The organism is Sphingopyxis sp. Geo48, assembly GCF_949769155.1.
GTDB lineage: Bacteria > Pseudomonadota > Alphaproteobacteria > Sphingomonadales > Sphingomonadaceae > Sphingopyxis.
This window is the reverse complement of sequence record NZ_CATKPA010000002.1, coordinates 318516-343659: the sequence shown is the minus strand read 5'-3', so window position 1 is coordinate 343659 and position 25144 is coordinate 318516. Positions and strand designations below refer to the sequence as shown.

29 protein-coding genes and 1 tRNA gene are annotated in these 25144 nt (G+C 65.1%); 8 read left to right on the top strand and 22 right to left on the bottom strand.

Annotated features, from left to right (window positions below; genetic code table 11):
* Positions 1 to 2: 2 nt before the first annotated feature.
* Complete coding sequence (locus QOL79_RS08440) at positions 3 to 686, top strand: Fe2+-dependent dioxygenase (RefSeq protein WP_283419311.1); 684 nt, start codon at positions 3 to 5, stop codon at positions 684 to 686.
* Here QOL79_RS08440 and QOL79_RS08435 read toward each other — a convergent pair.
* The 5 genes from QOL79_RS08435 to QOL79_RS08415 all read right to left on the bottom strand — a co-directional run bounded on the left by QOL79_RS08435 (position 683) and on the right by QOL79_RS08415 (position 3929).
* The gene (locus QOL79_RS08435) at positions 683 to 1612 is read right to left on the bottom strand and encodes an FAD:protein FMN transferase (RefSeq protein WP_283419310.1); all 930 of its coding nucleotides are present in this window, start codon (positions 1610 to 1612) and stop codon (positions 683 to 685) included. The two genes, QOL79_RS08440 and QOL79_RS08435, sit on opposite strands and share 4 nt — an antisense overlap.
* A 26-nt stretch (positions 1613 to 1638) precedes the next feature.
* Positions 1639 to 2466, bottom strand: coding sequence for a DUF4198 domain-containing protein (locus tag QOL79_RS08430; protein WP_283419309.1), 828 nt, complete (start codon positions 2464 to 2466; stop codon positions 1639 to 1641).
* 20 nt (positions 2467 to 2486) lie between these two features.
* Positions 2487 to 3014, bottom strand: coding sequence for a DUF2271 domain-containing protein (locus tag QOL79_RS08425; protein ID WP_283419308.1), 528 nt, complete (start codon positions 3012 to 3014; stop codon positions 2487 to 2489).
* Positions 3015 to 3025: 11 nt separating this feature from the next.
* Positions 3026 to 3667 (bottom strand): PepSY-associated TM helix domain-containing protein, encoded by a 642-nt coding sequence (locus QOL79_RS08420; RefSeq protein ID WP_283419307.1) that lies wholly within the window; start codon positions 3665 to 3667, stop codon positions 3026 to 3028.
* Positions 3668 to 3836: 169 nt separating this feature from the next.
* Positions 3837 to 3929: transfer RNA gene (locus QOL79_RS08415), tRNA-Ser, on the bottom strand.
* Positions 3930 to 4171: 242 nt separating this feature from the next.
* On the opposite strand from QOL79_RS08415, the gene QOL79_RS08410 reads away from it, so the two are divergent.
* Positions 4172 to 4927: a DUF1134 domain-containing protein gene (locus QOL79_RS08410; RefSeq protein ID WP_082657732.1), complete on the top strand. Its 756-nt coding sequence runs from the start codon at positions 4172 to 4174 to the stop codon at positions 4925 to 4927.
* A gap of 620 nt (positions 4928 to 5547) precedes the next feature.
* On the opposite strand, the gene QOL79_RS08405 is transcribed toward QOL79_RS08410, so the two are convergent.
* Genes QOL79_RS08405 through petA form a run of 4 tightly spaced genes read right to left on the bottom strand, consistent with a single transcriptional unit; the run spans position 5548 to position 8821 of the window.
* Positions 5548 to 6102: an adenine phosphoribosyltransferase gene (locus QOL79_RS08405; protein WP_283419306.1), complete on the bottom strand. Its 555-nt coding sequence runs from the start codon at positions 6100 to 6102 to the stop codon at positions 5548 to 5550.
* A 26-nt stretch (positions 6103 to 6128) separates the two neighbouring features.
* Positions 6129 to 6938 carry a cytochrome c1 gene (locus QOL79_RS08400; RefSeq protein ID WP_058457151.1) on the bottom strand — a complete coding sequence of 270 codons (810 nt, stop codon included), beginning with the start codon at positions 6936 to 6938 and terminating at the stop codon, positions 6129 to 6131.
* Between the two features lie 31 nt (positions 6939 to 6969).
* On the bottom strand, positions 6970 to 8250 hold the full coding sequence (locus QOL79_RS08395; RefSeq protein ID WP_283419305.1) for a cytochrome b: 1281 nt from the start codon (positions 8248 to 8250) through the stop codon (positions 6970 to 6972).
* Positions 8251 to 8263: 13 nt separating this feature from the next.
* Positions 8264 to 8821 carry a ubiquinol-cytochrome c reductase iron-sulfur subunit gene (gene petA, locus QOL79_RS08390; RefSeq protein ID WP_204992699.1) on the bottom strand — a complete coding sequence of 186 codons (558 nt, stop codon included), beginning with the start codon at positions 8819 to 8821 and terminating at the stop codon, positions 8264 to 8266.
* 225 nt (positions 8822 to 9046) lie between these two features.
* On the opposite strand from petA, the gene QOL79_RS08385 reads away from it, so the two are divergent.
* Together QOL79_RS08385 and hemF are read left to right on the top strand one after the other, a co-directional pair.
* Positions 9047 to 9505, top strand: a complete 459-nt coding sequence (locus QOL79_RS08385; RefSeq protein WP_283419304.1) for a tRNA (cytidine(34)-2'-O)-methyltransferase — start codon at positions 9047 to 9049, stop codon at positions 9503 to 9505.
* On the top strand, positions 9502 to 10362 hold the full coding sequence (gene hemF, locus QOL79_RS08380) for an oxygen-dependent coproporphyrinogen oxidase (RefSeq protein ID WP_283419303.1): 861 nt from the start codon (positions 9502 to 9504) through the stop codon (positions 10360 to 10362). Before QOL79_RS08385 ends, hemF begins: the two co-directional genes overlap by 4 nt.
* Positions 10363 to 10416: 54 nt before the next feature.
* Here the strand turns inward: hemF and QOL79_RS08375 are convergent, their stop codons facing one another.
* Positions 10417 to 11289 (bottom strand): hypothetical protein, encoded by an 873-nt coding sequence (locus tag QOL79_RS08375; protein ID WP_283419302.1) that lies wholly within the window; start codon positions 11287 to 11289, stop codon positions 10417 to 10419.
* Between the two features lie 118 nt (positions 11290 to 11407).
* Positions 11408 to 12148, bottom strand: a complete 741-nt coding sequence (locus QOL79_RS08370) for a hypothetical protein (protein WP_283419301.1) — start codon at positions 12146 to 12148, stop codon at positions 11408 to 11410.
* 132 nt (positions 12149 to 12280) lie between these two features.
* Here QOL79_RS08370 and lipB point away from each other — a divergent pair, with 132 nt between their 5' ends.
* Positions 12281 to 12934, top strand: coding sequence for a lipoyl(octanoyl) transferase LipB (gene lipB / locus QOL79_RS08365; protein ID WP_283419300.1), 654 nt, complete (start codon positions 12281 to 12283; stop codon positions 12932 to 12934).
* A 10-nt stretch (positions 12935 to 12944) separates the two neighbouring features.
* Positions 12945 to 13280: a hypothetical protein gene (locus tag QOL79_RS08360; RefSeq protein ID WP_283419299.1), complete on the top strand. Its 336-nt coding sequence runs from the start codon at positions 12945 to 12947 to the stop codon at positions 13278 to 13280.
* A 4-nt stretch (positions 13281 to 13284) separates the two neighbouring features.
* Here QOL79_RS08360 and queE read toward each other — a convergent pair whose 3' ends face one another.
* From queE to QOL79_RS08320, 8 genes are all read right to left on the bottom strand, one after another.
* Complete coding sequence (gene queE, locus QOL79_RS08355) at positions 13285 to 13917, bottom strand: 7-carboxy-7-deazaguanine synthase (protein WP_283419298.1); 633 nt, start codon at positions 13915 to 13917, stop codon at positions 13285 to 13287.
* 4 nt (positions 13918 to 13921) lie between these two features.
* The gene (queC, locus tag QOL79_RS08350; protein WP_058800171.1) at positions 13922 to 14605 is read right to left on the bottom strand and encodes a 7-cyano-7-deazaguanine synthase QueC; all 684 of its coding nucleotides are present in this window, start codon (positions 14603 to 14605) and stop codon (positions 13922 to 13924) included.
* A gap of 180 nt (positions 14606 to 14785) precedes the next feature.
* Positions 14786 to 15172, bottom strand: a complete 387-nt coding sequence (locus QOL79_RS08345) for a hypothetical protein (RefSeq protein WP_283419297.1) — start codon at positions 15170 to 15172, stop codon at positions 14786 to 14788.
* A gap of 163 nt (positions 15173 to 15335) precedes the next feature.
* The gene (gene hslO / locus QOL79_RS08340; protein ID WP_058457162.1) at positions 15336 to 16250 is read right to left on the bottom strand and encodes an Hsp33 family molecular chaperone HslO; all 915 of its coding nucleotides are present in this window, start codon (positions 16248 to 16250) and stop codon (positions 15336 to 15338) included.
* Positions 16247 to 17170 (bottom strand): ornithine carbamoyltransferase, encoded by a 924-nt coding sequence (gene argF, locus QOL79_RS08335; RefSeq protein WP_283419296.1) that lies wholly within the window; start codon positions 17168 to 17170, stop codon positions 16247 to 16249. Before argF ends, hslO begins: the two co-directional genes overlap by 4 nt.
* Positions 17171 to 18358, bottom strand: coding sequence for an aspartate aminotransferase family protein (locus tag QOL79_RS08330; RefSeq protein WP_283419295.1), 1188 nt, complete (start codon positions 18356 to 18358; stop codon positions 17171 to 17173).
* A 108-nt stretch (positions 18359 to 18466) separates the two neighbouring features.
* Complete coding sequence (locus QOL79_RS08325; protein ID WP_283419294.1) at positions 18467 to 19453, bottom strand: LLM class flavin-dependent oxidoreductase; 987 nt, start codon at positions 19451 to 19453, stop codon at positions 18467 to 18469.
* Between the two features lie 68 nt (positions 19454 to 19521).
* Positions 19522 to 19974 (bottom strand): Lrp/AsnC family transcriptional regulator, encoded by a 453-nt coding sequence (locus QOL79_RS08320; protein ID WP_204992688.1) that lies wholly within the window; start codon positions 19972 to 19974, stop codon positions 19522 to 19524.
* Positions 19975 to 20048: 74 nt separating this feature from the next.
* Here QOL79_RS08320 and QOL79_RS08315 point away from each other — a divergent pair, with 74 nt between their 5' ends.
* Positions 20049 to 20639 carry a LysE family translocator gene (locus QOL79_RS08315; protein WP_283419293.1) on the top strand — a complete coding sequence of 197 codons (591 nt, stop codon included), beginning with the start codon at positions 20049 to 20051 and terminating at the stop codon, positions 20637 to 20639.
* A gap of 63 nt (positions 20640 to 20702) precedes the next feature.
* A complete protein-coding gene (locus QOL79_RS08310) occupies positions 20703 to 21719 on the top strand; it encodes an aldo/keto reductase (protein WP_283419292.1) in 1017 nt (338 codons plus the stop codon).
* On the opposite strand, the gene QOL79_RS08305 is transcribed toward QOL79_RS08310, so the two are convergent.
* The 3 genes from QOL79_RS08305 to QOL79_RS08295 all read right to left on the bottom strand — a co-directional run bounded on the left by QOL79_RS08305 (position 21704) and on the right by QOL79_RS08295 (position 25094).
* A complete protein-coding gene (locus QOL79_RS08305) occupies positions 21704 to 23251 on the bottom strand; it encodes an acyl-CoA synthetase (RefSeq protein ID WP_283419291.1) in 1548 nt (515 codons plus the stop codon). The two genes, QOL79_RS08310 and QOL79_RS08305, sit on opposite strands and share 16 nt — an antisense overlap.
* 50 nt (positions 23252 to 23301) lie before the next feature.
* Positions 23302 to 24171: a dienelactone hydrolase family protein gene (locus QOL79_RS08300; protein WP_283419290.1), complete on the bottom strand. Its 870-nt coding sequence runs from the start codon at positions 24169 to 24171 to the stop codon at positions 23302 to 23304.
* A gap of 263 nt (positions 24172 to 24434) precedes the next feature.
* Positions 24435 to 25094: an HAD family hydrolase gene (locus QOL79_RS08295; protein ID WP_283419289.1), complete on the bottom strand. Its 660-nt coding sequence runs from the start codon at positions 25092 to 25094 to the stop codon at positions 24435 to 24437.
* Positions 25095 to 25144: the final 50 nt, after the last annotated feature.

Sequence of the window (25144 nt, the reverse complement as noted above, 5' to 3'; positions counted from 1 at the left end):
CCATGATCCGCATCATTCCCGACGTACTCGACGCCGACGGCGTCGCCCGGCTCCGCGCCATCCTCGACGCCGCCGACTGGATCGACGGCAACGAAACCTCCGGCCCGCAGGCGGCGCTCGTCAAACGCAACCAGCAACTCCCCGAATTGGGCGAAGCCGCGGCCGAGGCAGGACGCCTGGTCCTCGATGCGCTCGGCCGCACGCCAATGTTCATCGCGGCAGCGCTTCCGCTCAAAATCTACCCGCCCTATTTCAACCGCTACTCGGGCGGCGAGACGTTCGGCGATCATATCGACAATGCGATCCGGATGCGGCGCGGCAGCGATTTCCGGATGCGCGCCGACCTCTCGGCGACGCTCTTCCTCGCCGATCCCGGCAGTTACGAAGGCGGTGGCCTCGTCATCGAAGGCATGACCGCGCCCCCGGGGCTCAAGCTTCCCGCCGGGCATATGGTCCTCTACCCGTCGAGCACCGTCCATCGCGTCGAGCCGGTAACCGCCGGCGCGCGCGTCGCCAGCTTCATGTGGATCCAGTCGATGGTGCGCGACCAGGGGCAGCGCGACCTGCTGTTCGACCTCGACATGGGGGTACAGGGCGCGGCGATGACGCTGGGCCAGGGCGACGCGACCGTCGTGCGGCTGACCGGCGTCTATCACAATCTGCTGCGGCGCTGGGCTGACAGCTAACCCAGCATATCGCGCCACGCGCACGAGGTGAACTCCCGGTCGCCGCGGAGGATCGATGCCGCCAGACCGCGCGCGTCCGCCAGCGCAATTCCCTGATCCGGACCGAGCACCGTAAGCGTGGTCGCCCAGCCATCCGCCATCATGCAGCTGCGATGGAGCACGGTCACCGACGAGACACCGTTGACGATCGGCTGGCCCGAGCGCGGGTCGAAGCTGTGCGAATAATGCCGGTCGCCGACCGCAAGGCCCCGCCGGTAGCTGCCCGACGTCGCGACCGACAAATCGTGCAGCGCGATGCGCCATGGCTGCGCCGACGACGTCGGCGGCGTTTCGGTATCGACCCACCAGGGCTGACCGTCGGGCCGGATTCCTTCGCCCCTGAGCTCGCCGCCGGCTTCCAGCAGGAAATGCCGCACGCCGTTACCAAGCAGCCACTCGGCCGCCAGATCGACGCCATAGCCCTTGGCGATGCCCGAAAGGTCGAGGAACGCCCCTTCGCCGCGGCGCAGTCGCGACGCGCCGGCGTCCCATTCGATGCTGCGGTCCGCTCCCTCGCCATCGGCGGGCACCCCGTTCACCGGCCCCGTGCTGCCGAAGCCCCAGCGCTCGGTCAGATCGCCCAAGCACGGGTCGAACGCCCCGCCGCTCGCCGCCGTAATCTCGAGCGCCGCCGAGACGACATGCGCGAGTTCGGCGGGCACGCGGCGCCATTCGCCCGCAGGCGCGCGATTGAAGCGCGATAGGTCCGATTCCGGCTCCCACTGGCTCATCTGCGCGACAACAAGGTCGAACGCCGCCTGCACGCCCGCCATCGTTCCTGCCGGCGGCGAAACCGCGTGCAGCGACCAGCTTGTCCCCATGGTCTCGCCGGCGAAGCTGGTGATCGCCGCGCATGCCTCGCGCCCCGCGAAAGCCGCAGGCGTCAACGCGCGCGGAATCAGGATGCGGTCGGTCAGGGCGCCAGGACTTCCAGCGTCGTCACATAGCTTGCCCGGCGCGCGATCGGCGGCGGCGCGCCTTCTTCGCCGCCCGCTTGCGGCGTCGTGACGTTGAGCCAGTACATGCCGGGTTCGGCCCACCTGATCTCGACCTTGCCGTCGGCGCCGGTCTTGAGGTGCATTTCGCCCAGCTGGTCGCGATAGCGGATGCCGCCGGGGATCACGGTCACCGGCAGATCGGCCGCGGGTTTGCCGTCGAGCAGGAACTGGAAGGTCGCCGCCTCGCCCGCGATCAGGTCGTTCGGGTGCGTCACCGGAACGAGCTCGATGCCTTTGCCGGTCGGCTTGAACAGCGTCGTCGTCGGCTCGCCCACCGTCACGAAAATCTCGTTGCGGTTGTTCGCCTCGGCGGTCTTCACGTTGGTCGCGCCCGCGGGAACCCGCTCGGCAAGATTCGCGGCGGTCGTGCCGCGCGGCAGGCGCTCGGTCTTGCCGTTGAGGTCATAGCTGCCCATCAGCATGTCGGCGACCGACGCAATGCGATAGGTGCCTTTCTGCGTCAGATGGACGTCGAAGGTGCTGCGATAGCGGCCCGTCGCCTTGTTCTCGATCGTGACCTCGGTGCCATCGGGCGCCCACGCCTTGACCGCATCGAGCCGCAGCGGCTGGTGCTCGAAATAGAAGAGATCGTTCGACACCGCGGCGTCGACCGTCACCCACACATCGTCGCCCGACAGCACCGTCGACGACGGCATCATCCACTGGCGATGCGCGCTCGCGGGAACCGCCGCCATTGCCGCGATCGCGACCGTCGCGACCAAACCCAGGATCTGCTTTTTCATGTCCCTGCCCTTTCGAAAATTCAGCGGAAGGCAACCGTGACGGCGCCAAGTTCGGCCTTGCCCGCCGCGCGCCCGCCCACGCCCGCCTTGGCCGGCCAGGTAAAGGGGATGCGGAGCAGTTCGCGCCCGCCGACTTCGCGGGCCGCCTCGATGACGAGCGTATAGTCGCCCGCCGCGGTCGCGCCGAGCTGCGCCCGGCTGAACGAGATTTTCTGGGCCCCCGGTGCGCGCGTCGCGCCGGTGATGCCATTCGCGGGGAAGGTCATCGTGCGGCCCGAGGCGCGCCACCATTGCCGCACGTCGCGCAGCCATTTGGTGCCCTCATTGCCCTTCATGTCATAGTCGTACCAGACCGCGACCGTCTTTGCGGGCGCCCCTGCCTTCTCGACCCAGATCGCGACGTAAGGCCGGTGATATTCAGCCACTTTCAGCTGCGGGATCGTGATTGTCACATCCATCGTGGCGGGCGCGGCGGCGGCCATGACGGGTGCGGTGAGCGCCGCGCCCAGCGTTCCGCCGATCAGGATCGTTCGCGATGGCGACTGCATGAAGTTTCTCCCTAATGGATGAAGATAATGGCGATGGCCGCGGGCAGGACGAGCCCCGCGCCGACGAGCGGCCAGGTGCTCTTGCGCTTCGCCGAATGCAGCCACAGCAGGAACAGGCCTGTGATCGCGAAGACCAGACAGGCAAAGGCGAAGATATCGATGAACAGGCTCCACTCGCCACCCGAATTGCGGCCCTTGTGGAGGTCGTTGAGGTACGAGATCCAGCCGCGATCGGTAACCTCGCTGGTCACCGTGCCGGTCGCACGGTCGATCGCGACCCAGGCGTCGCCCCCCGGACGCGGCGCCGGCAGATAGACCTCGTCCGCCGACCATTCGGCCTCGCCCGATGCCTTCACCGGAAAATGATCCTCGACCCATGTGGCGACGGGTGCTGGCAGCCTGCCCTTGCCGCCCGCCGGATCGGCGTCAAGCTCGCCGAGCACGGCGGGCGGCATCTGCGCCGTTTTCTCGACGACCTTGGGCGTTCCCTCGATATCGGCGGCGTGATTAAGCGTGAAGCCGGTGATCGCGAACAGCACGAGCCCGATCAGGCTGATCGCCGAGCTCATCCAGTGCCACATGTGCAACTGTTTCAACCAGAAGGCCTTCCGGCCCTTCTTTGCTGTCGATTGCCGGGATTGGGGTGCGTGCATCGGGACAGAATCTATCGAAAAAGGAGGCCCGCCATTATCGAGAACGATTCGCAATTACAATAAAAAAGGGGGCGGCCCGACAAGACATTGTGGGCGGAGACGTGCGGCGCGGATCGCCAGAACCGTGACCGGAGCCCCGTCGGCAGGATCAAAAGGGTTTGAAGGAAGGTGGCGGAGACGGAGGGATTCGAACCCTCGGTACCGGATTTACCAGTACGACGGTTTAGCAAACCGTTGGTTTCAGCCACTCACCCACGTCTCCGCATGGTCTGTCGCGCTAACGACAGGCTGGCCTCAGGCGGGTCGCTATAGCCATGCGTTTCGCGCCCCGCAACGTCAAACATTGCTCTTTTTTGATCCCCGATTGCGCCGTTCGCAGCAAAAATGATTCGGTCTGGCGCAAAATCGACTCGGGTCATCGCCGGTTCATTGCCGAGGATTCACTGTCCGAGTCATGGTTAAGCTGTAACGCGCCGCGGGCGCCGACCGATTTTGGGGGAATTTATGCGTAGAGCCCTTGCCACCTTCACCGCCGCGGCCATCGCCGCGATCGGCCTTGCGCTGTCGCCGCTCCCGGCGGCCGCGCAGATGACCTCGGTCGACCCGAACACGGCGATCGATGCCGATCTCAACAATCCCTCGCCGCCTCCACCGTCGACGCCGCCCGCGAACGACAGCTACAGCAGCGACCTTGCGACGGGCAGCCAGCAATATGACGCGACCCCCGACACTGGCGCGGCAACGCCGCCGGCAACGGTGACAACCGCCGATTCCAGCGCGACCTACAAGGAAGACGATCTGATCGGGGCGGCGGAGGGCGTGTTCGGCAAGGGCGCGCAGGGCCTCGCCGGACTGATCGAGGATATCCTCAAGAAGCAGGGCCAGCCCAACGCCTATATCGTCGGGCGCGAGGCCGGCGGCGCGCTCGGCATCGGGCTGCGCTACGGTTCGGGCACGCTCCATCACAAGGTCGAGGGGGAAAAGCCCGCTTACTGGACCGGCCCGTCGATCGGCTTCGACGCGGGTGCCAATGCGGGCAATACCTTCGTCCTCGTCTATAACCTCTTCGACACCGAGGATCTCTACAAGCGCTATCCGGCGGGCGAAGGCGCCGCCTATCTCGTTGGCGGCTTCAACGCGAGCTACTTGCGCCGCGGCGACGTGGTGCTGATCCCGATCCGCGTCGGCGTCGGCGCGCGGCTGGGCATCAACGCCGGCTATATGAAGATTCGCAAGAAGCAGAACTGGATCCCCTTCTAAGGGCCAGGGATCGCGCCAAGGGGGCGAACGCAGCCGCGCTCCGGCGCGGGCTTTTCTTTTGTGGCCAGGGGGTGGTGCGCGGCTGGTTTCGACCGAAGGTGGACATTCGTTCCTCCCTGTGGCGCAGCCATGGGGAGGTGGCAGCGCAAAGCGCTCACGGAGGGGCGATGGCGCGACGTTGCTGCCCCTCCACCACCGCCTACGGCGACGGTCCCCCTCCCCATCGCTACGCGACAGGGAGGATGCTTCTCGCTTCGTCATCCCGGACTTGATCCGGGATCCATCGCGGCGTCGAAGTCATGGACACCGGATCAAGTCCGGGGTGACGAGGGGTGGCGGGCTGTGACCGCTCACCACCCCAAAGCCGCCACCACCCTCAAATAGGCCTTTCCTACATTATCCCGCTATGCCAGCCTTCGTCCGGCTCTTTCATCTGGCGGACAAACCCGGTTGTGGTCCGGCTCGGCTTGCGGCCGCGGCAAGGCACGCGAAATGCGTTCGGCAACCCTCCCGGCCCCAAACGGGCGCTGCAATGGGCTGAACTTTCCTGAACTTTGCCAACTATGCCGCGATGACCAAGGCAGGCGTGACGGCACTTCACGCCGAAGCGGACAGCTATCCTAATCCCCGTCAAAGGCGATCAGCGTCTCGCATGCCAGTCCGGCGGCCTCCAGCCGCTGCGAGCCGCCGAGGTCGGGCAAGTCGATGACGAACAGCGCCGCCGCGACCTCGGCGCCGACGCTCCGCATCAGCGCGGCCGTGGCGAGGATCGTTCCGCCCGTCGCCAGCAGGTCGTCGACCAGCACGACGCGGTGCCCCGGCAGGATCGCGCCTTCGTGTAGCTCAAGCCGGTCGGTGCCATATTCCAGCTCATAGTCGACGCCGATCGTCACACCGGGCAGCTTGCCCGCCTTGCGCACAGGGACGAGGCCGATCCCCAAGGCGGTCGCCATCGCCGCGCCGAACAGGAAGCCCCGCGCCTCGACCGCCACGATGAAGTCGGGACGATAGGCGGCAGCGCGCGCGGCCAGACGCCGGACGCTTTCGGAGAAACCGGCCGCGTCGCCGATCAGGGTGGTGATGTCGCGGAACTGGATGCCCCGCTTCGGAAAGTCCGGGATGGTACGGACGAGCGACGCGAGGTCGAGGTCGGGCTGAGGCGGGAGGGCGATCATTGTGGTGGCCGCCCTCCCTTATGTCCTCAATGCTTCTTGTCGGCCCAGATGTTGCGGTACGACAGATAGGTCAGCGTGGTGAAGATGAGCAGGAAGAGGAAGGCCGCCCAGCCCACCTGCACGCGCTTCACCAGCTTGGGCTCGGCGGTCCACACCAGGAACGCGGTAACGTCCTTGGCCATCGCATCGACCGTGTTCGGCGAGCCGTCGGCGAAGGTCACCTGGCCCTTGGTGAGCGGCGGCGCCATCGCAAGGTTGAGGTTCGCGAAATAGGGGTTGAAGTGCAGGCCCGTGCCCGGCTTCAGTTCCTTCGGCAGGTTCGCCGGCGGGTTCTGGAAACCGGTCAGCAGCGAATAGACATAGTCCTTGCCGCCCTCGCGCGCCTTGGTGATCAGCGAGAGATCGGGCGGCAGCGCATTGTTGTTGGCTGCGCGCGCGGCGACTTCGTTCGCATAAGGGCCGGGGAAATAATCCGACGGCAGGCCGTCACGCGTCGCCGGTTCGCCCGTGTCGGGGTTGACCGACGGGACCTGGAAACCCTTGGCGAAGGTCTTCACCTGGCCTTCGGTGTAGCCCAGATCCTGAATATCGCGGAAGGCGACGAGGTGCAGGCTGTGGCAGGCCGAGCAGACCTCCTTGTACACCTGAAGACCGCGCTGCAGCTGGGCTTTGTCCCAGTGCGGCATCAGGCCATCGCTGGCCAGCTTCAGATGCTTCGGATGTTTGTGGAACTCGTGCGAAGCGTTGGGCTCATTGGTCAGCGGCGTCGTGAAGATCGCGAACAGCAGCGCGGCAATGAAACCCAGGCCGACGAGGAAACCGAGCGGACGAACCATGGCTGTATCAGCTCCTATTAAAGTCCGGCGCTCAGGCCGTGGCCGCCGACGTGTCGTCGGCATGCTTTGAGAGGACCGCTTCGGTGATCGAATTCGGCATCGGCAGCGGACGTTCGATCCGCGAGACGATCGGCAGGATGATCAGGAAGTGGGCGAAGTAGTAGATCGCGCCGAGCTGGCTTAGCAGCACATAGGGCTGTTCGGCCGGGCTCTTGCCGCAATAGCCGAGGATCAGCACGTCGACCACGAGCACCCAGAAGAAGATGCGGTTGAGCGGGCGATAGTTCGACGACTTCACCGGCGAGCTGTCGAGCCAGGGCAGGAAGAACAGCAAAGCGATCGCCGCGAACATCGCGATGACGCCCCACAGCTTCGCATCGATCCACAGGAAGTTGAAGGTGAAGGCGCGCAGGATCGCGTAGAAAGGCCAGAAATACCATTCGGGCACGATATGCGCAGGCGTCGAAAGCGGGTTCGCGGCGATATAGTTGTCGGCATGACCGAGCAGGTTCGGGCTGAAGAAGGTCAGCGCGACGAACAGCAGCAGGAACACGCCGACGCCGACGCCGTCCTTCGCAGTATAATAGGGGTGGAACGGGACGGTGTCCTGTTCGTCCTTCACCTCGATACCGGTCGGATTCGACGAGCCCGGGATGTGCAGCGCCCAGATGTGCAGGATGATGACGCCCGCGATCACGAAGGGCAGCAGATAGTGCAGCGAGAAGAAGCGGTTGAGCGCGGCATTGTCCGGCGCAAAGCCGCCGAGCAGCCAGACGCGGATCGGCTCGCCCACGACGGGTATCGCCGAGAAGAAGCCGGTGATCACCTGCGCGCCCCAGAAGCTCATCTGGCCCCAGGGAAGGACATAGCCCATGAAGGCGGTCGCCATCATCAGCAGGAAGATCACGACGCCGAGCAGCCACACCATTTCGCGCGGCGCCTTGTACGAACCATAATAAAGGCCGCGGAAGATGTGCAGATAGACGACGATGAAGAACATGCTCGCGCCGTTCATGTGCGCGTAGCGGATGAACCAGCCGGCGTTCACGTCGCGCATGATATGCTCGACCGAGTTGAACGCGACGCCCGCGTTGGCGGCATAATGCATCGCCAGCACGATGCCGGTGACGATCTGGATAACCAGCGCGGCGCCCGCGAGAACGCCGAAGTTCCAGAAATAGTTGAGGTTGCGCGGCACCGGATAGCCGGCGCCGATGGCGTTATAGACGAGACGCGGCAGCGGCAGCTTCTCGTCCAGCCACTTCATCAGCGGCTGCTTGGGTTCGTAGTTCTTGGCCCAGGGAAAGCTCATCTTATCTCGCTCCTCAGCCGATCGTCACGACGGTGTCGCTGTTGAATTCATAGGGCGGCACGACCAGATTCTTGGGCGCCGGACCTTTGCGGATGCGCGCCGCGGTGTCGTAGTGCGAACCGTGGCACGGGCAGAAATAACCGCCGAAATCGCCACGATTCTCGCCCTCGGCGGCGCCGAGTGGCACGCAGCCGAGGTGGGTGCAGACGCCCAGCGTGATCAGCCAGTTTTCCTTGCCGGGCTTCGTGCGCTCGTCGATCGTCTGCGGGTCGCGCAGATCCGAAAGCGGCACTTTTTTCGCTTCCGCGATTTCGACGGGCGTCAGGTTACGGACGAACACCGGCTGCTTGCGCCAGCTCGTCTTGATCGCCTGCCCGGACTGGATCGCCGAAATGTCGATTTCGGTGGTGGACTGCGCAAGCACGTCGGCCGACGGATTCATCTGATTGACCAGGGGAAGCACCACCGCGGCCGCACCGACACCGGCAAAACTCACTGCTGCGATGTTGATGAAGTCCCGGCGCCGCACGCCATCTTCGATGCCGGCGGAAATATCGGTTTCACTGGTCATTCGACTGCCCTTGCATGGGTGAACTGACATAGCTCCCCAGAAGGATGACCCGCCCCTGCCAACGCGCACGCGAAATGGCGCAGCCCGGCGGCCCCTCCGGGAATTGCGGGCCTGATAGCCGCACTGTCCGGGCTTGCCAACAGGCAATTTCCGCTTTGTCCATGCTGGCTTGCGCTTCGCCGTCCTCCCCTCGATTCCCGGCCCTTCCGGCGCTATGGGAGCGGCATGGAAATCGCCCTGTTCCAGCCCGACATCGCCGGCAATGTCGGCACGATATTGCGCACTGCCGCCTGTTTCGGCGTCCCCGCGCATATCATCGAACCCTGCGGATTCCCGTTCGGCGACGCCGCGCTGAAGCGGGCCGGGATGGATTATGCGGTGCGCGCGAATGTCCGGCGCCACCCCGACTGGCAGGCCTTCCGGCAATGGTCGCAGATCGGCGGACAGCGCATCGTGCTGCTGACGACCGCGGGCGCCACGCCGCTTTCCGACTTTGATTTCGGTCATGGCGACGTGCTGCTGTTCGGATCAGAGAGCGCCGGCGTTCCGCACCATGTTCACGAGGCCGTGGCCGCGCGGGTCGCGATTCCGATGCAGCCGGGCTTTCGATCCTTGAATGTCGCGGTCGCGGCTGGCATCGCGCTCGCCGAGGCGCTCCGGCAGACGAAAGGCTTTCCCCGATGATCCCGCTCGATCCCCAGCAGCAGGCTGCGCGCACCTGGTTCGAATCGCTCCGCGACCGCATCTGCGCCGAATTCGAAGCCATCGAGCGCGAGGCGGGCAGCGATGCCGCCTTCACCTATACGCCGTGGGACCGCGAGGCCGAAGGCACCGCGCCGGGCGAAGGCGGCGGCGGCGTCCGCGGCGTGATGACCGGCAAGGTCTTCGAAAAGGTCGGGGTCAACGTGTCGACCGTCGGCGGCGAGTTCGCGCCCGACTTCGCCAAATCGATCCACGGCGCGGGCGACGATCCGAATTTCTTCGCGACCGGCATCAGCCTGGTCGCGCATATGGCGAACCCGCATGTCCCCGCCGTCCATATGAACACGCGCTTCCTTGCGACGACGAGGCGCTGGTTCGGCGGCGGCGCCGACCTCAACCCGCCGATTCCCTACCAGGAAGACACCGACGCCTTCCACGCGCGGTTGCGCGCGGCATGTGCGCCTTACGGTCCCGACGTCTATCAACGCTATTCGAAATGGGCCGAGGATTATTTCTTCATCCCACACCGCGGTGTACATCGCGGCGTCGGCGGCATCTTCTACGACCATCTCGAATGCGGCGACGATCCCGAGTTCGATCGCAACTTCGCCTTCACGCAAGCGGTCGGCGAGGCCTTTCTTGACGTCTTCCCGCAGATCGTCCGCCGGCGGATGGGCCAGCCTTTTACCGAGGCGGAGCGCGAGGAGCAGCTCGTGTGGCGCGGCCGCTACGCCGAATTCAACCTCGTCTATGATCGCGGGACGTTGTTCGGGCTCAAGACCGGCGGCAATATCGACGCGATCCTGATGAGCCTGCCACCGCTCGCCAAGTGGAGCTGATATAGGAAAAAGGCACCCCGTTTTCAGGAGCGCCCCTTTCTCGACGGGCCTCGTTCAGGCGAAAACGTCGGCCGATGCCTTCGGCGCAATCGCCCGATAGACGCCGACCGGCACCGAGAAGGACACCATGATCAGCGGGAGGTAGATCAGCGCTGCCGAGATGATCAGCGAGATCATCGCGCCGGCCATCGACCCGCCCGCGAGCGACCCGAAAATCCCGCCCACGACCATGCCGACCACGATCGCATAGACGAACACGAGTATCGCGAAGACGACGTAGAAGCCGACGATGGTCCATTGCGACGCCTGCGTCAGCCGCCACGATTCGCTCAAGCCCGTGATCGGGTTGCGCGTCAGACGATCCGCCATCACCGGTCCGGCGACGATAAACCGGCCTTGCACCCAGAGCAGGAACAGGATCAGCGCGATATATAGAATGACGCCGACGAAGATGGCGCCGCCGCCGACCGCGCCCGATTCAAGCGCCCCCGGCGAAAATGCCCCTGCCCCGCCGAGCGCCGCGCCGAAGACGAGCCCGAAAATCAGCATCACGATGAAGATCAGGATATAGGCGGCGATCATCACCACCATCATCCCGAGCGCGAAGGCCGGCCCCGCCTGGAACGCCCAGCCGAAGTTTGGCGCCTCGCCCGGATACATCCCGCCGCGCCATATCAGCATACAGACGCCATAGAGGATGACGGCGGCAAGCAACGAGAAAAGCCCGATCTTGCCGAATGCCCCCATCGCCACCGATGGATCGCCCGGCGACATTGCCATGGCCGAGAATGTGGAGCCCAAAAGCAGATAGCCGAGCAGCCCTAGAAGCAGCAACGCGCCGCCGAACCAGATCAACATCTGCACCCAATTGGCCTTCAGGAACGCGAACGTCTCCGAAAAAGCCGCACCGATACTCATCTTGTTCATCTCATTCCCCCTTTCATACCTGACCTTGTTGTTGCGTCACGTCAGGCGACCCCAAACCTCCTATGTTCTATTCACATCCAGTCGCGCATCCTTCCCCGGCGCGGACGGGGTAATGCCCTTATTCGAAGGTCGACGCCCGCGTCGCGAGTTGCCGGTAGGCCGCTGCGGAAATCGCGATCGTCACCATCGTTGCGGCGACGCCGAGCGCCGATTCGAGGAAACCGCTCACGATATGCCCGATCCCGGGCCCCGTTCCGGTGACGACGCTCACGACGCCCATCAGGATCAGCATGATGATCACGATCACGATCGTCACCAGCAGCAGGAAGAAGAAGATCGCCCAGCCATTGTCGCGCGTCATGTCCCAGCTCGTGCGGATCGCCTCGACCGGATTGCCGATACCGCGGTCGGCGACCAGCGGCGAGACGAGCGCGAGGCGCCCGATCAGGTAAAGGCCCGGAATGATCAGAACAACGAAGCCGATCCCGACGATCAGCCCGGTCAGGATCTGCAGGCCGATCAGCGTCGGGATCATCCGCGCGGCAAAGGCCAGCGCCTCGCCGACGCTCGTCGCGGTACGCGACAGCCAGAGCCGCAAGATCGCGACCGTTCCGACAATCGCGAACACCGCGACCGTCAGCTGATAGGGCAGCATCTGCCAGGCATTCTGCTGGAACGTTGTCGATATCTGCTCGAGCGTCGCGCCCGGAGGCGGTTCGATCGGGGCGGGTCCGAACCATGCAACGGCGAGCGCAGGCAGAAACAGGAAAACTGCCGCGATAGTCCCGGTCAGCGTCGTATGCGACTTCAGCAATGCAACGCTGTCCTCCCACGCTGCACCCATGTCGAATTTTGCCATTGATACCCCATATTTATCGGCACATGCCCGAAACCGGAGACTGACCTTGTTCGCCCTCAATGTCCAGCCTTGTCGCTACGGCCGCTGCGCCCCCTTGCCTGACCGCACGCAAAGGGGCAGGAAGCGCGCCCTATGACCATCCTGCCCACCCCCGAATGGCATGTTTCACCGGGCCTGACCGACTATGCGGCCGCGCTTGCCGATATGGAGGACCGTGCCGCCGCGATGCACGCGGGCAACGCTGGCGAACGCATCTGGCTCCTCGAGCATCCCCCGCTCTACACCGCCGGGACGAGTGCCGATCCCGCCGAACTGCTCGATACGCGCTTTCCGGTGTTCGACGCCGGGCGCGGCGGGCGCTACACCTATCACGGCCCCGGCCAGCGCGTCGGCTACGTCCAGCTCGACCTCACGCGGCGCGGGCGCGATGTGCGCGCCTATGTGTCAGCGCTCGAGGGCTGGGTGATCGACGCGCTCGGATTGCTCGGCGTCGAGGCGCGACGCGCCGAGGGTCGGATCGGTATCTGGACCGACGACGAACATGGCCGCGAGGCGAAGATCGGCGCGATCGGCGTGCGCGTGAAGCGCTGGATCACGCTGCATGGCTTCTCGCTCAACGTGACCCCCGACCTTGCCCATTTCACCGGGATCGTGCCGTGCGGGATCGCCGAATTCCCGGTCACGAGCCTCGCCGCGCTCGGCAACCCGGCCACCTTCGCCGACGTCGACCGGGCGCTGGCCGATGCCCTGCCCGCCTTTCTCGACAAGCTCCGGGCAAGCGACTAGGAACGGCGGCATGACGCGGATCATCCTCATCGCCCTGCCCCTTGTCCTGCTCGCCGCCTGCAACAGCGAGCCCGCGGGCAAATCGACGACCAAGCTCGACGCGGTCGAGGTGCAGCCGGGCACGATCAGCGATTCGATGATCTTCCTCGACGACGCGGCGGGCGACGGCACAGCGGTCGACAACAGCGTCCCCGACGACGGCACGAAGAAGGAAGCGCCGAAAGCCGAGGCCAGCGAAACGACCGACACCGCCGAATCCGACGAGAGCAGCGATCCCGACGCGGTCGAGGCGCCCGTCGCGCAAAAGGCCATCTCTGCCGACAGCGCGACGAAAAAGACCCAATAGGGCTTTAGCGCAGCCCCAGGCTCTTGTGCGTCTGCAGCGACAGGCGCCAGCGCGGATCATCCATCACCAGATCGATACATGCCTGCACATTCGCGGCGGCGTTCGGATCGTCGAGCGGCTGGATCAGCCGATGCGCGAAATCCAGATCGGCCAGCATCGCAACATCGCTTCCCGCCTGCGGCCAGACGAGCTTCAGTTCGTCGCCGCTTCTCTGAACCAGTTCGCTACCCGCCTTGGGACTGACGCAAATCCAGTCGATGCTGCGCGGAACATCCTGCGTGCCGTTGGTCTCGATCGCAATGGTGAAACCCTCGGCATGGAGCGCGTCGATCAACGCCGCGTCGACCTGCAGCATCGGCTCGCCGCCGGTGAGCACGACGTAGCGGTCGTCGGCGCCCTCGCCCCAGCTTTCGGCGATCACCGCGGCGAGCGCCGCCGCATCGCGATATTTGCCGCCGAGCGTGCCGTCGGTGCCGACGAAATCGGTGTCGCAGAATTTACAGATCGCCTTCGCGCGGTCCTGCTCGCGTCCCGTCCACAAATTGCAGCCGGCAAAACGGCAAAAAACCGCGCGGCGGCCCGCCTGCGCGCCCTCGCCCTGCAGGGTCAGGAAAATCTCTTTGACGGAATAGGTCATCGGATCAGGCGTAGCGCGTCGGGTCGGGCAGCCCGGCGTCGGCGAAGCCCTTCGACCGCAGGCGGCAACTGTCGCACGATCCGCAGTGCAGCCCCTCCGGCGTCGGGTCATAGCACGACCAGCTCATCGCCGCATCCATGCCGAGCCGCGCAGCCTCGGCCGCGATGTCGGCCTTGGTCATATGCTGGAGCGGCGCGTGGATCTGAAACTCGACGCCTTGGTCCCCGTCGCGCGTCGCGAGCGCCGCAAGCTTCTCGAACCCCTGAATGAACTCGGGACGGCAATCGGGATAGCCCGAATAGTCGAGCGCATTGACCCCGATCACGATATCCTGTGCGTGCCGCGCCTCGGCAAGCCCGAGCGTGAGCGACAGGAAGATGAGGTTGCGCGCGGGCACATAGGTAACCGGAATATCGCTGCCGACACCTTCCTTGGGCACGTCGATGTCGGCGGTCAGCGCCGACCCGCCGAAGCGGCGGAGGTCGAGCGGCAGGACGATATGTTCGGCCGCGCCGACGTAGGCGGCGATCCGCGCGGCGGATTCGAGTTCGACGCGGTGGCGCTGGTTATAGTCGATCGTCAGCGCGACAATCCGCGCCCCCGCCTCGCGCGCGAGCCCCGCGCACACCATCGAATCGAGACCGCCCGACAGGAGGACGATGACGCTTTTTCCGGAAACATCCTGCATCGGCGCCAGATAGGCCTGCGCCCGCAGGCGTGCAAGTATTGCGGCGCACAAAGAAACAGGCCGCACGGCGCGAGCCGCACGGCCTAGGTCGGCATAAAGCCGTAGGGAGAAGGACACACATCGGTGCGTCGTCCAACCCCTCTAGCAGGCGATGGTTAACAAGCCGTTAGAACGCGGTGATCAGCAGCCGCCCGCGCGGCGCGCCTCGATCGCCTGCGAGAAGGGGCGGCCGTCGGCAATCCCCTGCGTGTCGATCTGAACCAGCCGGTTCGTTTCGCTGCGGATCGTCGTCCGCCCGTGCCCGGCGCCCGGGCAGGTGTAATGGACGGTCACCGAGGCCGGCGTATCCTCGATAACATAGCGCGAACAGCCCTGCTGCGGATGATAGACCTGGATCAGGCGCCTTGCGTCGCCGAGGCAGACCGTCTGCAGCACCGCATCCTTGCCGCGTTCGCGAAGCTGCCAGCTCCCCTTTTCGAGGCGGTCGAGCATCGCGAGCGACGGCGCCTGCGCCGGCACCGCGGTTGCTCCGGCAACTCCGAGAGCGAGCAAGGTAGTTCGAAACATGGGAGAGAAGATCGCCATTACACCTTCCATCTGGCTGCCCTGGTCCGGGCAAAACGCGACCCCTGTTCCCATTAGCTAGCAAGCCAGGGCAGGCATTTCAACCGCTTGGCGCCGATATGCCTCGTCTCGTCGTCACCCCGGTGAAATCAAGGGGGTAAAACACTCAGCCGTGCGCCGCGATATCGTCGAGCGGGATCGGAAAGACGCGCGAGCAAAAAGCGCAATCGACCTGCACCAGCCCATCGTCATCAGCCATCTCGCGGCGTTCGCCTTCGGGAAATTTCGAGAGAACGCCGGCAAAATAGTCGATGCTGCACCGGCAGCCGCGCGATACGGCTACACCCGGTTGGACGCGCACCTCGTCTTCGTGGAAGAGTCGCCATGCCAGCGTCTCGAGCGAGGTCGCCGGGTCGGTGAGTTCTTCGTCCTTCAGCGTCGCGGCGATGGTCTTGGCATGTTCCCACTCGGGGTGATCGTGCCGGACATGCAGGCGGTCGCGGCCGACCTCGCCCTCGGGCAGATGCTGGAGCAGCAGGCCGCCAGCAAGGCACCCCGCCTCGGCATCGTGGCGCGCCGCCAGCTTGATCAGGCTTGGAATCTGTTCGGACTGCTCGAAATAATGCTCGGCGGCGTCGCCGATCGACGATCCTTCGAGCGGCACGATGCCCTGATAGCGCTCGCCGGTCACCGCCTGGTCGAAGGTGATCGCCAGGAACCCCTCACCGAACAGCGCAAACAGCGTCGGATCGGCGCCGACGCCGACCAGTCGCTCGGCGTCGAATTTCAGGTAGCCCCGCAGTTCGCCACCGCGATAGTCGCATACAAGCAGTTCGATCGGCCCGCCGCCGGTCTGCGCCTGCAGCGTAAGCTGGCTCCCCTCGTCCTTGAGTGTCGAGCCCAGCAGCACGGTCAATGCGAGCGCCTCGGCGAGCAGCTTTTCTGCGACCGGCGGATAGTTATGCGCGGCGATGATTGTGTTCAGCGTCGGCCCAAGACGCACGAGGCGGCCGCGAACATGGCGCTCGCTGATCGTGAACAGCAGCGGCTGGTCGAACCAGGTTTCGATAATCTCGCTCATAATTTCCCGACGGCCCAAAGCAGCACCGATTTTTGCGCGTGGACGCGGTTTTCGGCCTCGTCCCAAACGCGCGACTGTTGGCCGTCGATCACCGCGTCGACCACTTCCTCGCCCCGATGCGCGGGCAGGCAGTGAAGAAACAGCGCATCGCCCTTGGCAGCACCCATCAGCCGCTCATCGACCTGATAGGGCGCCATCGCCGCCAGCTTGTTGTGCGCATGATCCTGCCCCATCGACACCCAGGTATCGGTGACGACCAAATCGGCGCCCGCGACCGCTTCGCGCGCGTCGCGCACGATGTCGATGCGGGCGCCCCTTGCGCGCGCCGCCTCGACGAAACCCGCATCGGGTTCATAGCCCTGCGGCACGCCCGCACGAACGTTGAAGCCGAACAGCCCCGCCGCCTCGATCAGCGAGGCGAGCACGTTATTGCCGTCGCCGAGCCACGCGAGTTCGAGCCCCGGCAGTGCCTTGCCGCTTTCGACGATCGTCAGCAGGTCAGCGACGATCTGGCACGGATGCGACAGGTCGGTGAGGCCATTGATGACCGGAACGTCAGCGTACTGAGCCAGTTCCTCGATCTTCTCGTGATGATCGGTGCGGATCATGATCGCATCGGCATAGCGCGACAGCACGCGCGCGGTGTCGGCGATCGTCTCGCCGCGGCCGAGCTGGGTCGTCCCCGCGTCGAGGATCATCGGCACGCCACCGAGTTGGCGGATCGCAAGGTCGAACGAGCAGCGCGTGCGCGTCGAATTCTTCTCGAACACCATCGCGAGCACATGGTCGGCCAGCGGCGCGTCGGCGTCGGGCTTCGCCTTCGGCCAGCCCGCACGCGCCGCCTTGCGACCGATCGCGTCGGCCAGCATCGCCGCGACCGCATCCCCGCCCGCATCGGACAGGTTCAGGAAGTTCCGCATTTACGCTTCGGGCGGCGTATAGCTCGCCGCCCCCGCCGACAGTTTCTCGATGAATTCGTCGATATGCGCCTGTTCGATGTTGAGCGGCGGCAGCACGCGCACGACATTCTCGCCCGCCGCGACGGTCAGCAGCCCGTGGTTGTCCCGCAGATGCGCGACAAAGGCGCGGCTGTCGCTCTTGAGCTTCAGACCGAGCATCAGGCCGAGGCCGCGGGTGCTTTCGAACAGATCGTCATGGTTGGGGATGAGCTGTTCCAGCGCACCGCGAAGGCGTTCGCCGGTCGTCTTGACCTGGTCGAGGAAGCCTTCCTCGAGGATGACGTCGAACACCGCCTGCCCCGCCGCCATCGCGAGCGGGTTGCCGCCGTAGGTCGAACCATGCGTACCGATCACCATCCCGCGCGCCGCCTTTTCGGTCGCGAGGCACGCGCCGAGCGGGAAGCCGCCGCCGATACCCTTGGCGGTCGCCATGATGTCGGGGGTGACGCCATAATGTTCATAGGCATAGAGCGTGCCGGTGCGCGCGACGCCGCACTGGACTTCGTCGAACACCAGCACGAGGTCGCGCTCGTTGCAGATGTCGCGCAGGCCCTGCAAGAAGGGCTGCGACGCCGGACGAATGCCGCCCTCGCCCTGCACCGGCTCGACAAGGAAGCCCGCGGTATTGTCGTCGACGAGGTCGAGCGCCGCATTGAGGTCGTCGAACGGCGCATAGGCGAAACCCGGCAGCAGCGGATCGAAACCCTTGCGCAGCTTTTCCTGGTTGGTCGCCGAGATCGTGCCCAGCGTCCGGCCGTGGAACGCGTTGTTGAAGGTGATCAGCGTGTGCTTCTCGGCATTGCCCGCGCTCGAATGATAGGCGCGCGCCGTCTTGATCGCGCACTCGACCGCCTCGGCACCCGAGTTGGTGAAGAAGACGGTGTCGGCGAAGGTGTTGTCGACCAGACGCTGCGCAAAGGCTTCGCCCTGCGGGCTGCCGTAAAGGTTCGACACATGCATCAGCGTCGCGGCCTGATCCTGGATCGCCTTGGTCAGATGTGGATGGCCATGGCCAAGCAGATTGACCGCGATGCCGCTCGCGAAGTCCAGATAGCGTTCGCCGCGCTCGCCAATCAGATAGGCGCCCTCGCCTCGCACCGGACGCACACCGCACCGGGGGTAAACGGGCATCAGCGGCGTGATCGACATGTCGGGCACCTTTCGAGAAAGACAAACGTAAAAAGGCGACCCCGAACGGGCCGCCCTTGGTGGGGCCGCCCCTATACTGCCGCGGCCGGAGCCGCGTCAACACAGGGGTTAGAGCGTTTTCGCCGCTTCCATCGCGAGCGCGACCGAATGCTTGCGCGCGGTGTGATCATACATCGAAGAAGCGATGATGATCTCGTCGACGCCGGTACGCGCCCTGAACGCCTTGAGGCCCGCGGCGACATCGTCGACGGTCCCGACCGCCGAGCATTGCAGCACATGGTCGAGGATCGCGCGTGCATTCGGCGGCAGGCTGTCCTTATAGCCTTCGAGCGGCGGCTTCATCTTGCCCGGATTGCCGGTGCGCAGCGCGACGAAGGCCTGCTGCTGCGACGAAGCGAGCAGTTCGGCTTCCTCGCGCGTGTCGGCGGCGAAGACATTGAATGCTGCTGCGGCATAGGGTTCGGAAAGCTGCCCCGAGGGCTTGAACTGGCGGCGATAGATCTCAAGCGCCTCGTCGAGCGCGTCGGGCGCGAAGTGACTGGCGAAGGCATAGGGCAGCCCGAGCATTGCCGCGAGCTGGGCGCCGAACAAGCTCGACCCCAATATCCACAGCGGTATGTTCGTCCCTTCGCCGGGCACCGCACGGATGCCGAGCCGCTCGTCGCCGGCGAGGAACGCCTGAAGCTCGACCACATCCTGCGGGAACTGGCGTTCGTCGCTCGCGAGATTGCGGCGGAGCGCGCGGGCGACGACGCCGTCCGAGCCCGGGGCCCGCCCGAGCCCCAAGTCGACGCGGCCGGGGAATAGCGCCTCCAAAGTGCCGAACTGTTCGGCGATCACCATCGGCGCATGGTTCGGCAGCATGATGCCGCCCGCGCCGATGCGAATGCTCGACGTCGCCTGTCCGATATGCGCGAGCACGACCGACGTCGCGGCGCTAGCAATCCCCGCCATCCCGTGATGCTCGGCAACCCAATAGCGTTCGTAGCCCAGCGCCTCGGCGTGCCTTGCGAGGTCGGCGGCGTTGGCGAGCGACTGGGAGATGGTGCCGGTATCGGTGACAGGCACGAGGTCGAGGAAGGACAGTTTCGTCATGCGGGCCGATATGCGGTCGCGGCGCTGCGGGTTCAACCACAGCCCTCCGCGGGCAGGCAGAAGAAAATCTACGCCCGCTCGTCCTTCGGCGATTCCATCAGCACATAAGTGGTGATCGAATGCACCTGCGGCAGCACGCCGAGGACTTCGGTATGGAAATGTTTGTACGCGGCCAGATCCTCGGTCTCGACCCGCAGCAGATATTCGATCGCGCCGGTGAGATTGTGGCACTCGCGCACTTCGGGAGCGAGCGCCATCGCCGCCTCGAAATCATTCTGCGACTTCTTCGTGTGCGACGACAGGCCGACGGTCACATAGGCCAGGAACGTCAGCCCCAGCTTCGCCGGGTCGACCACCGCGCGATAGCCTTTGATAACGCCGCTGCGCTCGAGCTCCTGCACGCGGCGCAAGCACGCCGAGGGAGACAGGCCGACGCGATCGGCGAGTTCGAGGTTAGAGATTCGTCCATCGCTGGACAATTCGTGCAATATCTTGCGGCCAATGGCGTCGATCTTGATCATGGATTGCACAATCTATCCGATAACTACCTATCTTTGCAATCCGTGGCGCATCGAAACGCATTATGTTGCGCCACATGGAACAGACCACCCTCGCCGCGCTCTCCGCTTTCGCTCTCGTCTCGTCGATCACGCCGGGGCCGAACAATATGATGCTGATGGCGTCGGGCGCGAACTTCGGCCTTCGCCGCACCGTGCCGCACGCCCTCGGCGTCGGCATCGGCTTCACGCTGATGATCGTCCTCGTCGGCGTCGGCCTCATGGGCCTGTTCGACCTCTTTCCGGTGCTCAACATCGCCCTCAAGGTGGTGAGCGTCGTCTATCTGCTCTGGCTCGCCTGGAAGATCGCCAACGCCGGCGCGCCTGGCGACGGCGAGAGCCCGCGCGGCAAACCGATGAGCTTTTTCCAGGCGGTGATGTTCCAGTGGGTGAACCCCAAGGCCTGGTCGATGACGCTGACTGCGATCGCGCTTTATGCCCCGAACCGCAATTTCGCGGCGGTGCTGCTGGTCGCGGTCATCTTCGGGATCATCAACCTCCCCTCGACCAGTCTGTGGGCGGTGATGGGCGTGTCGCTCCGCGGTTGGCTGTCGAGCCCGGCACGGTTGCGCGCGTTCAACTGGACGATGGCGGCGTTGCTGGTGGGGTCGCTCGCGCTTCTTATCTGATCCGATTGCAAGGTTGCGATCCGCAACCTAAACACGGCGCTCCCCTCACAGGAGAAGAGAGCCATGCAAAGCCGCCGCCTCGGAAAAAGCGCCATCCACGTTTCCGACATCTGCATGGGGACGATGACCTTCGGCAGCCAGACCGACGAGGCCGAAGCGTTCCGCATTCTCGACCGCTGCTTCGACGAGGGGATCAATTTCTACGACACCGCCGAGGGTTATCCGGTGCCGCCCGACACGAAATGGGTCGGCCGCACCGAGGAAATTGTCGGCCGCTGGCTCAAGACCAAGAACCGCGACGCGATCATCCTTGCGACCAAGGTGTCGGGCCCCAGCCACGTCTGGTTCAAGTCGCCGTGCCGCGGCGGAATGACCGCGCTCGACCGCCACAATATCCGCACCGCAATCGAAGCGAGCCTCACGCGCCTCCAGACCGATTATGTCGATCTCTACCAGACGCACTGGCCCGACCATGACGCGCCTTATGATGAGATCATGGACGCGCTCGACGAACTCGTCCGCGAGGGCAAGGTTCGCATCCTCGGCTGTTCGAACGAGACGAGCTGGGGCCTGATGAAGTCGCTCGCCGCATCCGAACGCCTCGGCGCTCAGCGCTACCACACGATCCAGAATAATTTCAGCCTCAACAACCGCCGCTTCGAGGACGAACTCGCGCAGGTCTGCCGGCAGGAAGGCGTCAGCCTGATCCCCTATTCGCCGCTCGCCGGCGGCGTCCTCTCGGGCAAATACCAGGACGGAGCGACGCCCGAGGGCGCGCGCTTCTCGCGCTATCTCGCGATGGAGGGGCGGCAGGCCGCGATGGGCCGCCGCTTCGTGAACGACAAGAGCCTCGCGGCGACGGCTCGCTATCTTGCGATTGCCGAGGAGCATGGCCTGCATCCGGTGACGATGGCGACCGCCTGGTCGAAGCAGCACGATTTCGTCGCCTCGACGATCGTCGGGGTCAGCGCCTATGATCAGGTCGACCCGATCCTCGCCGCCAAGGAACTGGTGCTGAGCGATGAACTGATGAAGGCGCTGCACAAGGTCGGCAAGGACATCCTCTATCCGATGGGCTGAGGCGCACCGCCGAACCGCTCGCGCAGCTCGAACTTCAGCACCTTGCCGGTCGCGTTGCGCGGCAGCGCGTCGACGATTTCGAGCCGCGCGGGGTGTTTGTACCGCGCGAGCCGCTCGCCGCAGTAGGCCTTGATGTCCTCGATCGTCACGCTTGCGCCGGGACGCGGCACGACAACCGCGCAGCCGCATTCGCCCCATTTGGGATCGGGCAGGCCGATCACCGCGACCTCATGGATCGCCTCCATCGCATAGAGCGCATTCTCGACTTCGGCCGGATACACATTCTCGCCGCCGGTGATGTACATATCCTTCACCCGGTCTTCGATGTAGAAATAGCCCTCTTCATCCTGCCGCCCGACGTCGCCCGACCGGAACCAGCCGTCGACGAAGCTCGACGCATTGGCGTCGGGCCGGTTCCAGTAGCCGGGCGTGATGTTGAGGCCGCGCATCCAGATCTCGCCAAGCTCGCCGACCGGCGCCTCGGTGCCATCGCCGCGCATGATCTTCGCCTCGCAATGCCGTACCGGCTTGCCCGCGGCGCCGATCTTGCCCGGGATGTCGCGCGCCTCCTGCATCAGCGCCGCAGCGCAGGTCTCGGTCATGCCATAGCCTTCGCGGATCGGCACGCCGCGCGCGAACCAGGTGCGGAGCAGGCTTTCGGGAACGCTCTCGGCGCCGCAGCTCATCGTCTGGGTGCGCGAGAAATCGGTTGTCGCGAAATCGGGATGCGCCTGCATCGCATTGTACATCGCCGGCACGCCCAGGAAGTGCGTCACGCCCATGTCGGGATCGCCGAACAGGCGCAGCATGGCGCCGGGCTCGAACGCGCGCACCACGACGACGGTGCCGCCGAAGCCGAAGCTGATCGTTGTATAGGCGACGAGCCCGCCGATGTGGAACAGGGGCAGCGCCACAAGCCCGACCATCTGGTTCGACGCATTCGAGATGCCGCCCGACCCCGCATTGATGAACAGGAACTGGGCATGGTTGAACATCACCCCCTTCGGCGTTCCCGTGGTGCCCGACGAATACATGATCATGCAGAGATCGCTGCCGAGCTGCGGAAGCTGGTCGTACACGGGCGTCGCCGCGGCTATCGCCGCCTCCAGATCGCCGCCCTTCCCCGCCGGGTCCATTGTGATCCAGTGCGCGACATCGGTCTTCTCCCTGAGCGCCGGGATCACCGCTTCGAGATCGGTGTCGTAAAAGACCGCGCTCGCGCCGCTGTCGCTCACCATGAACGCCAGCTCGTGGGCGGTCAGGCGGAAGTTCAGCATCGTCAGCACCGCGCCGATCCGCCAGCAGGCGAACATGATGTCGAGCATGTCGCTGCTGTTCATTGAGAGCAGGCCGACGCGGTCGCCCTTCGCGACGCCGATTGCGCTCAAATGCCCCGCGATCCGCGCCACCCGCTCGTGCATCGCGGCATAGCTGTGGTTTCGACCGCTGTGGATGTCGATCGTCGCGATCTTGTCGGGAAAACGGCGCGCGTTTTCGGCGATCCAGTCATAGACCAGCATATCGTTCATCATGTCTCTCCCGCGTCAAATCTACGGTTTCCGGGGAGGAAAGCGAATCGAATCTAGAGGCTGGCCTTGAACAGTTCGAGCATCCGGCCCCACGCCTTTTCAGCCGCCGCCTCGTTGTAGGCGCGGCCGTCGGGCGGGCACCAACCGTGCATCGCGCCGGCATAGACCTCGACCTCGTGCCATTGCTTGCGGGGGGTCAGCACGGCGTTCAGCCGGTTCTTCTCTTCGGGGTCCTGCTTGTCGTCATTGTCGGCGATCGCGAACAGATAGCCCGCGTTGGTTCCGGGGATCAGCAGGTGCGGGCTGTCGGGCTTGTCGGTGCCGACCCCGCCGCCATGAAAGCTCGCCGCCGCACCGACGCGGTCGGGCTTCAACGCCGCGGTGTAGATCGTCATCGCCCCGCCCATGCAATAGCCGGTCGTGCCGAGCTTGCGCCTGGTATCGACCTCCTTTTGCGCGTCGAGGAAGGCGAGATGCGCGGTCGCGTCGGTCGTCACCAATGGCTTGGTCAGCTGCTTCAGATAGCCGAACAATTTGTCGCGGATCGCGGGGTCGTTGAAGTCGTTGGTCGCGTCGACGACGGGCGCCTTCTGCCAACGATAGAAGGGATTCACCGTCAGCACTGCATAGCCCTCGCCCGCCAGCCGGTCGGCCATCTGGCGAAACGCGGGACGCAAACCGCGAATGTCGGGCCACACGAGGACACCAGGGTGCTTGCCGCTCGCGGGTGCGACGAAATAGGCATCGGCGGTGCCGTCGGCGGTGCGAATCTCGACGTCGCGGCCCTTCACCGGACCCGCGGCGCCCGCCGACACCGGCAACATCGAGGCAAGCGCACCCGCGCCGACCAGCGTGCCGAAACTACGACGGTTTACCGGGACTCCGGCGCGGTCGAGATCGGCTTCGGTGATGTCGTTGCACATGGCTCTCTCCTCTTCCCGAACCCCGATACGCGCCGAAACGCCAAAGGCTGCCGATTTCCCCGAAAGCGCAGAAAACTACGCAACTTCACTCACAAATCGCAGTACGCGCATCGATGGGTATAGGGGCAGCTAAGCACGGCCCAAGATAATAGGAAAGGGTTATCGGTCCCATTTCGTCATCCCCGCGAAGGCGGGGATCCCGCTTCCTCCAACGCGGCTATTTAGCTGGATCCCCGCCTTCGCGGGGATGACGAGACAGGAGGTCAGGCGTTGAGACGTATCTCGTCGTAACCGAGCGCCACATGATGCACGCCGACACCGCGCAGCATCTCGCCATGCGCCGCACGGTCGACGATATGACCCGCGCCGCAGAAGCCGACCACGGTCATCCCCGCCGCGAGCGCAGCCCGCGCGCCGGTCGGCGAATCCTCGATCGCGAGGCAGTCCGCCGGATCGACCCCGATCCCTTTGGCCGCAGCGAGATAGATGTCGGGATGCGGCTTGCCGCGATCCCAGCCATCGGCGCTGTAGATATGCTCGCCGAAATGATGGCGGAGGCCGAACAGCCCGAGCGCCCAGTCGATATATTCGGCGCGGCTCGACGAGGCGATGGCGCGCGGCATCGATCCCATCGCGTCGAGAAAGGCGGGTGCCCCGGGAACCGCGTCAAACCCCTCCATGAACCTCGCCCGGGCGCGGGCACGATGCGTTTCGCGAAAATCGGCGGGCAGCGCGCGGCCGAAGCGCGCCTCGATCCGCCGCTGCGTCTCCTGCCAGTTATGGCCGTAATAGTCGCGCAAGGCTTCGTCATAGGTCGTCGGCATCCCCGCCGCGGTCAGGCTTTCGGAGAGCGACATATTCGCGCGCACCTCGCTGTCGGCGATCACGCCGTCGAAGTCGAAGATGATGGCGGCGAAGGTCATCGGGTGTGCACAATCTTCATACTTGGGCGCTAGAGACTGAACGGGTCAGG

What these genes read in the sequence shown, in the direction of transcription:
- QOL79_RS08330 (WP_283419295.1), bottom strand. Translation starts at nt 18,358, where the DNA reads ATGTCGATCACGCCGCTGATGCCCGTTTACCCCCGGTGCGGTGTGCGT.
- QOL79_RS08400 (WP_058457151.1), bottom strand. Translation starts at nt 6,938, where the DNA reads ATGGTTCGTCCGCTCGGTTTCCTCGTCGGCCTGGGTTTCATTGCCGCG.
- QOL79_RS08405 (WP_283419306.1), bottom strand. Translation starts at nt 6,102, where the DNA reads ATGATCGCCCTCCCGCCTCAGCCCGACCTCGACCTCGCGTCGCTCGTC.
- QOL79_RS08385 (WP_283419304.1), top strand. Translation starts at nt 9,047, where the DNA reads ATGGAAATCGCCCTGTTCCAGCCCGACATCGCCGGCAATGTCGGCACG.
- QOL79_RS08300 (WP_283419290.1), bottom strand. Translation starts at nt 24,171, where the DNA reads ATGTGCAACGACATCACCGAAGCCGATCTCGACCGCGCCGGAGTCCCG.
- QOL79_RS08425 (WP_283419308.1), bottom strand. Translation starts at nt 3,014, where the DNA reads ATGCAGTCGCCATCGCGAACGATCCTGATCGGCGGAACGCTGGGCGCG.
- QOL79_RS08370 (WP_283419301.1), bottom strand. Translation starts at nt 12,148, where the DNA reads ATGGCAAAATTCGACATGGGTGCAGCGTGGGAGGACAGCGTTGCATTG.
- QOL79_RS08360 (WP_283419299.1), top strand. Translation starts at nt 12,945, where the DNA reads ATGACGCGGATCATCCTCATCGCCCTGCCCCTTGTCCTGCTCGCCGCC.
- argF (WP_283419296.1), bottom strand. Translation starts at nt 17,170, where the DNA reads ATGCGGAACTTCCTGAACCTGTCCGATGCGGGCGGGGATGCGGTCGCG.
- queE (WP_283419298.1), bottom strand. Translation starts at nt 13,917, where the DNA reads ATGACCTATTCCGTCAAAGAGATTTTCCTGACCCTGCAGGGCGAGGGC.
- petA (WP_204992699.1), bottom strand. Translation starts at nt 8,821, where the DNA reads ATGACCAGTGAAACCGATATTTCCGCCGGCATCGAAGATGGCGTGCGG.
- QOL79_RS08315 (WP_283419293.1), top strand. Translation starts at nt 20,049, where the DNA reads ATGGAACAGACCACCCTCGCCGCGCTCTCCGCTTTCGCTCTCGTCTCG.
- QOL79_RS08410 (WP_082657732.1), top strand. Translation starts at nt 4,172, where the DNA reads ATGCGTAGAGCCCTTGCCACCTTCACCGCCGCGGCCATCGCCGCGATC.
- queC (WP_058800171.1), bottom strand. Translation starts at nt 14,605, where the DNA reads ATGCAGGATGTTTCCGGAAAAAGCGTCATCGTCCTCCTGTCGGGCGGT.
- QOL79_RS08295 (WP_283419289.1), bottom strand. Translation starts at nt 25,094, where the DNA reads ATGACCTTCGCCGCCATCATCTTCGACTTCGACGGCGTGATCGCCGAC.
- hslO (WP_058457162.1), bottom strand. Translation starts at nt 16,250, where the DNA reads ATGAGCGAGATTATCGAAACCTGGTTCGACCAGCCGCTGCTGTTCACG.
- QOL79_RS08310 (WP_283419292.1), top strand. Translation starts at nt 20,703, where the DNA reads ATGCAAAGCCGCCGCCTCGGAAAAAGCGCCATCCACGTTTCCGACATC.
- hemF (WP_283419303.1), top strand. Translation starts at nt 9,502, where the DNA reads ATGATCCCGCTCGATCCCCAGCAGCAGGCTGCGCGCACCTGGTTCGAA.
- QOL79_RS08325 (WP_283419294.1), bottom strand. Translation starts at nt 19,453, where the DNA reads ATGACGAAACTGTCCTTCCTCGACCTCGTGCCTGTCACCGATACCGGC.
- QOL79_RS08375 (WP_283419302.1), bottom strand. Translation starts at nt 11,289, where the DNA reads ATGAACAAGATGAGTATCGGTGCGGCTTTTTCGGAGACGTTCGCGTTC.
- QOL79_RS08395 (WP_283419305.1), bottom strand. Translation starts at nt 8,250, where the DNA reads ATGAGCTTTCCCTGGGCCAAGAACTACGAACCCAAGCAGCCGCTGATG.
- QOL79_RS08305 (WP_283419291.1), bottom strand. Translation starts at nt 23,251, where the DNA reads ATGATGAACGATATGCTGGTCTATGACTGGATCGCCGAAAACGCGCGC.
- QOL79_RS08345 (WP_283419297.1), bottom strand. Translation starts at nt 15,172, where the DNA reads ATGTTTCGAACTACCTTGCTCGCTCTCGGAGTTGCCGGAGCAACCGCG.
- QOL79_RS08440 (WP_283419311.1), top strand. Translation starts at nt 3, where the DNA reads ATGATCCGCATCATTCCCGACGTACTCGACGCCGACGGCGTCGCCCGG.
- QOL79_RS08430 (WP_283419309.1), bottom strand. Translation starts at nt 2,466, where the DNA reads ATGAAAAAGCAGATCCTGGGTTTGGTCGCGACGGTCGCGATCGCGGCA.
- lipB (WP_283419300.1), top strand. Translation starts at nt 12,281, where the DNA reads ATGACCATCCTGCCCACCCCCGAATGGCATGTTTCACCGGGCCTGACC.
- QOL79_RS08420 (WP_283419307.1), bottom strand. Translation starts at nt 3,667, where the DNA reads ATGCACGCACCCCAATCCCGGCAATCGACAGCAAAGAAGGGCCGGAAG.
- QOL79_RS08320 (WP_204992688.1), bottom strand. Translation starts at nt 19,974, where the DNA reads ATGATCAAGATCGACGCCATTGGCCGCAAGATATTGCACGAATTGTCC.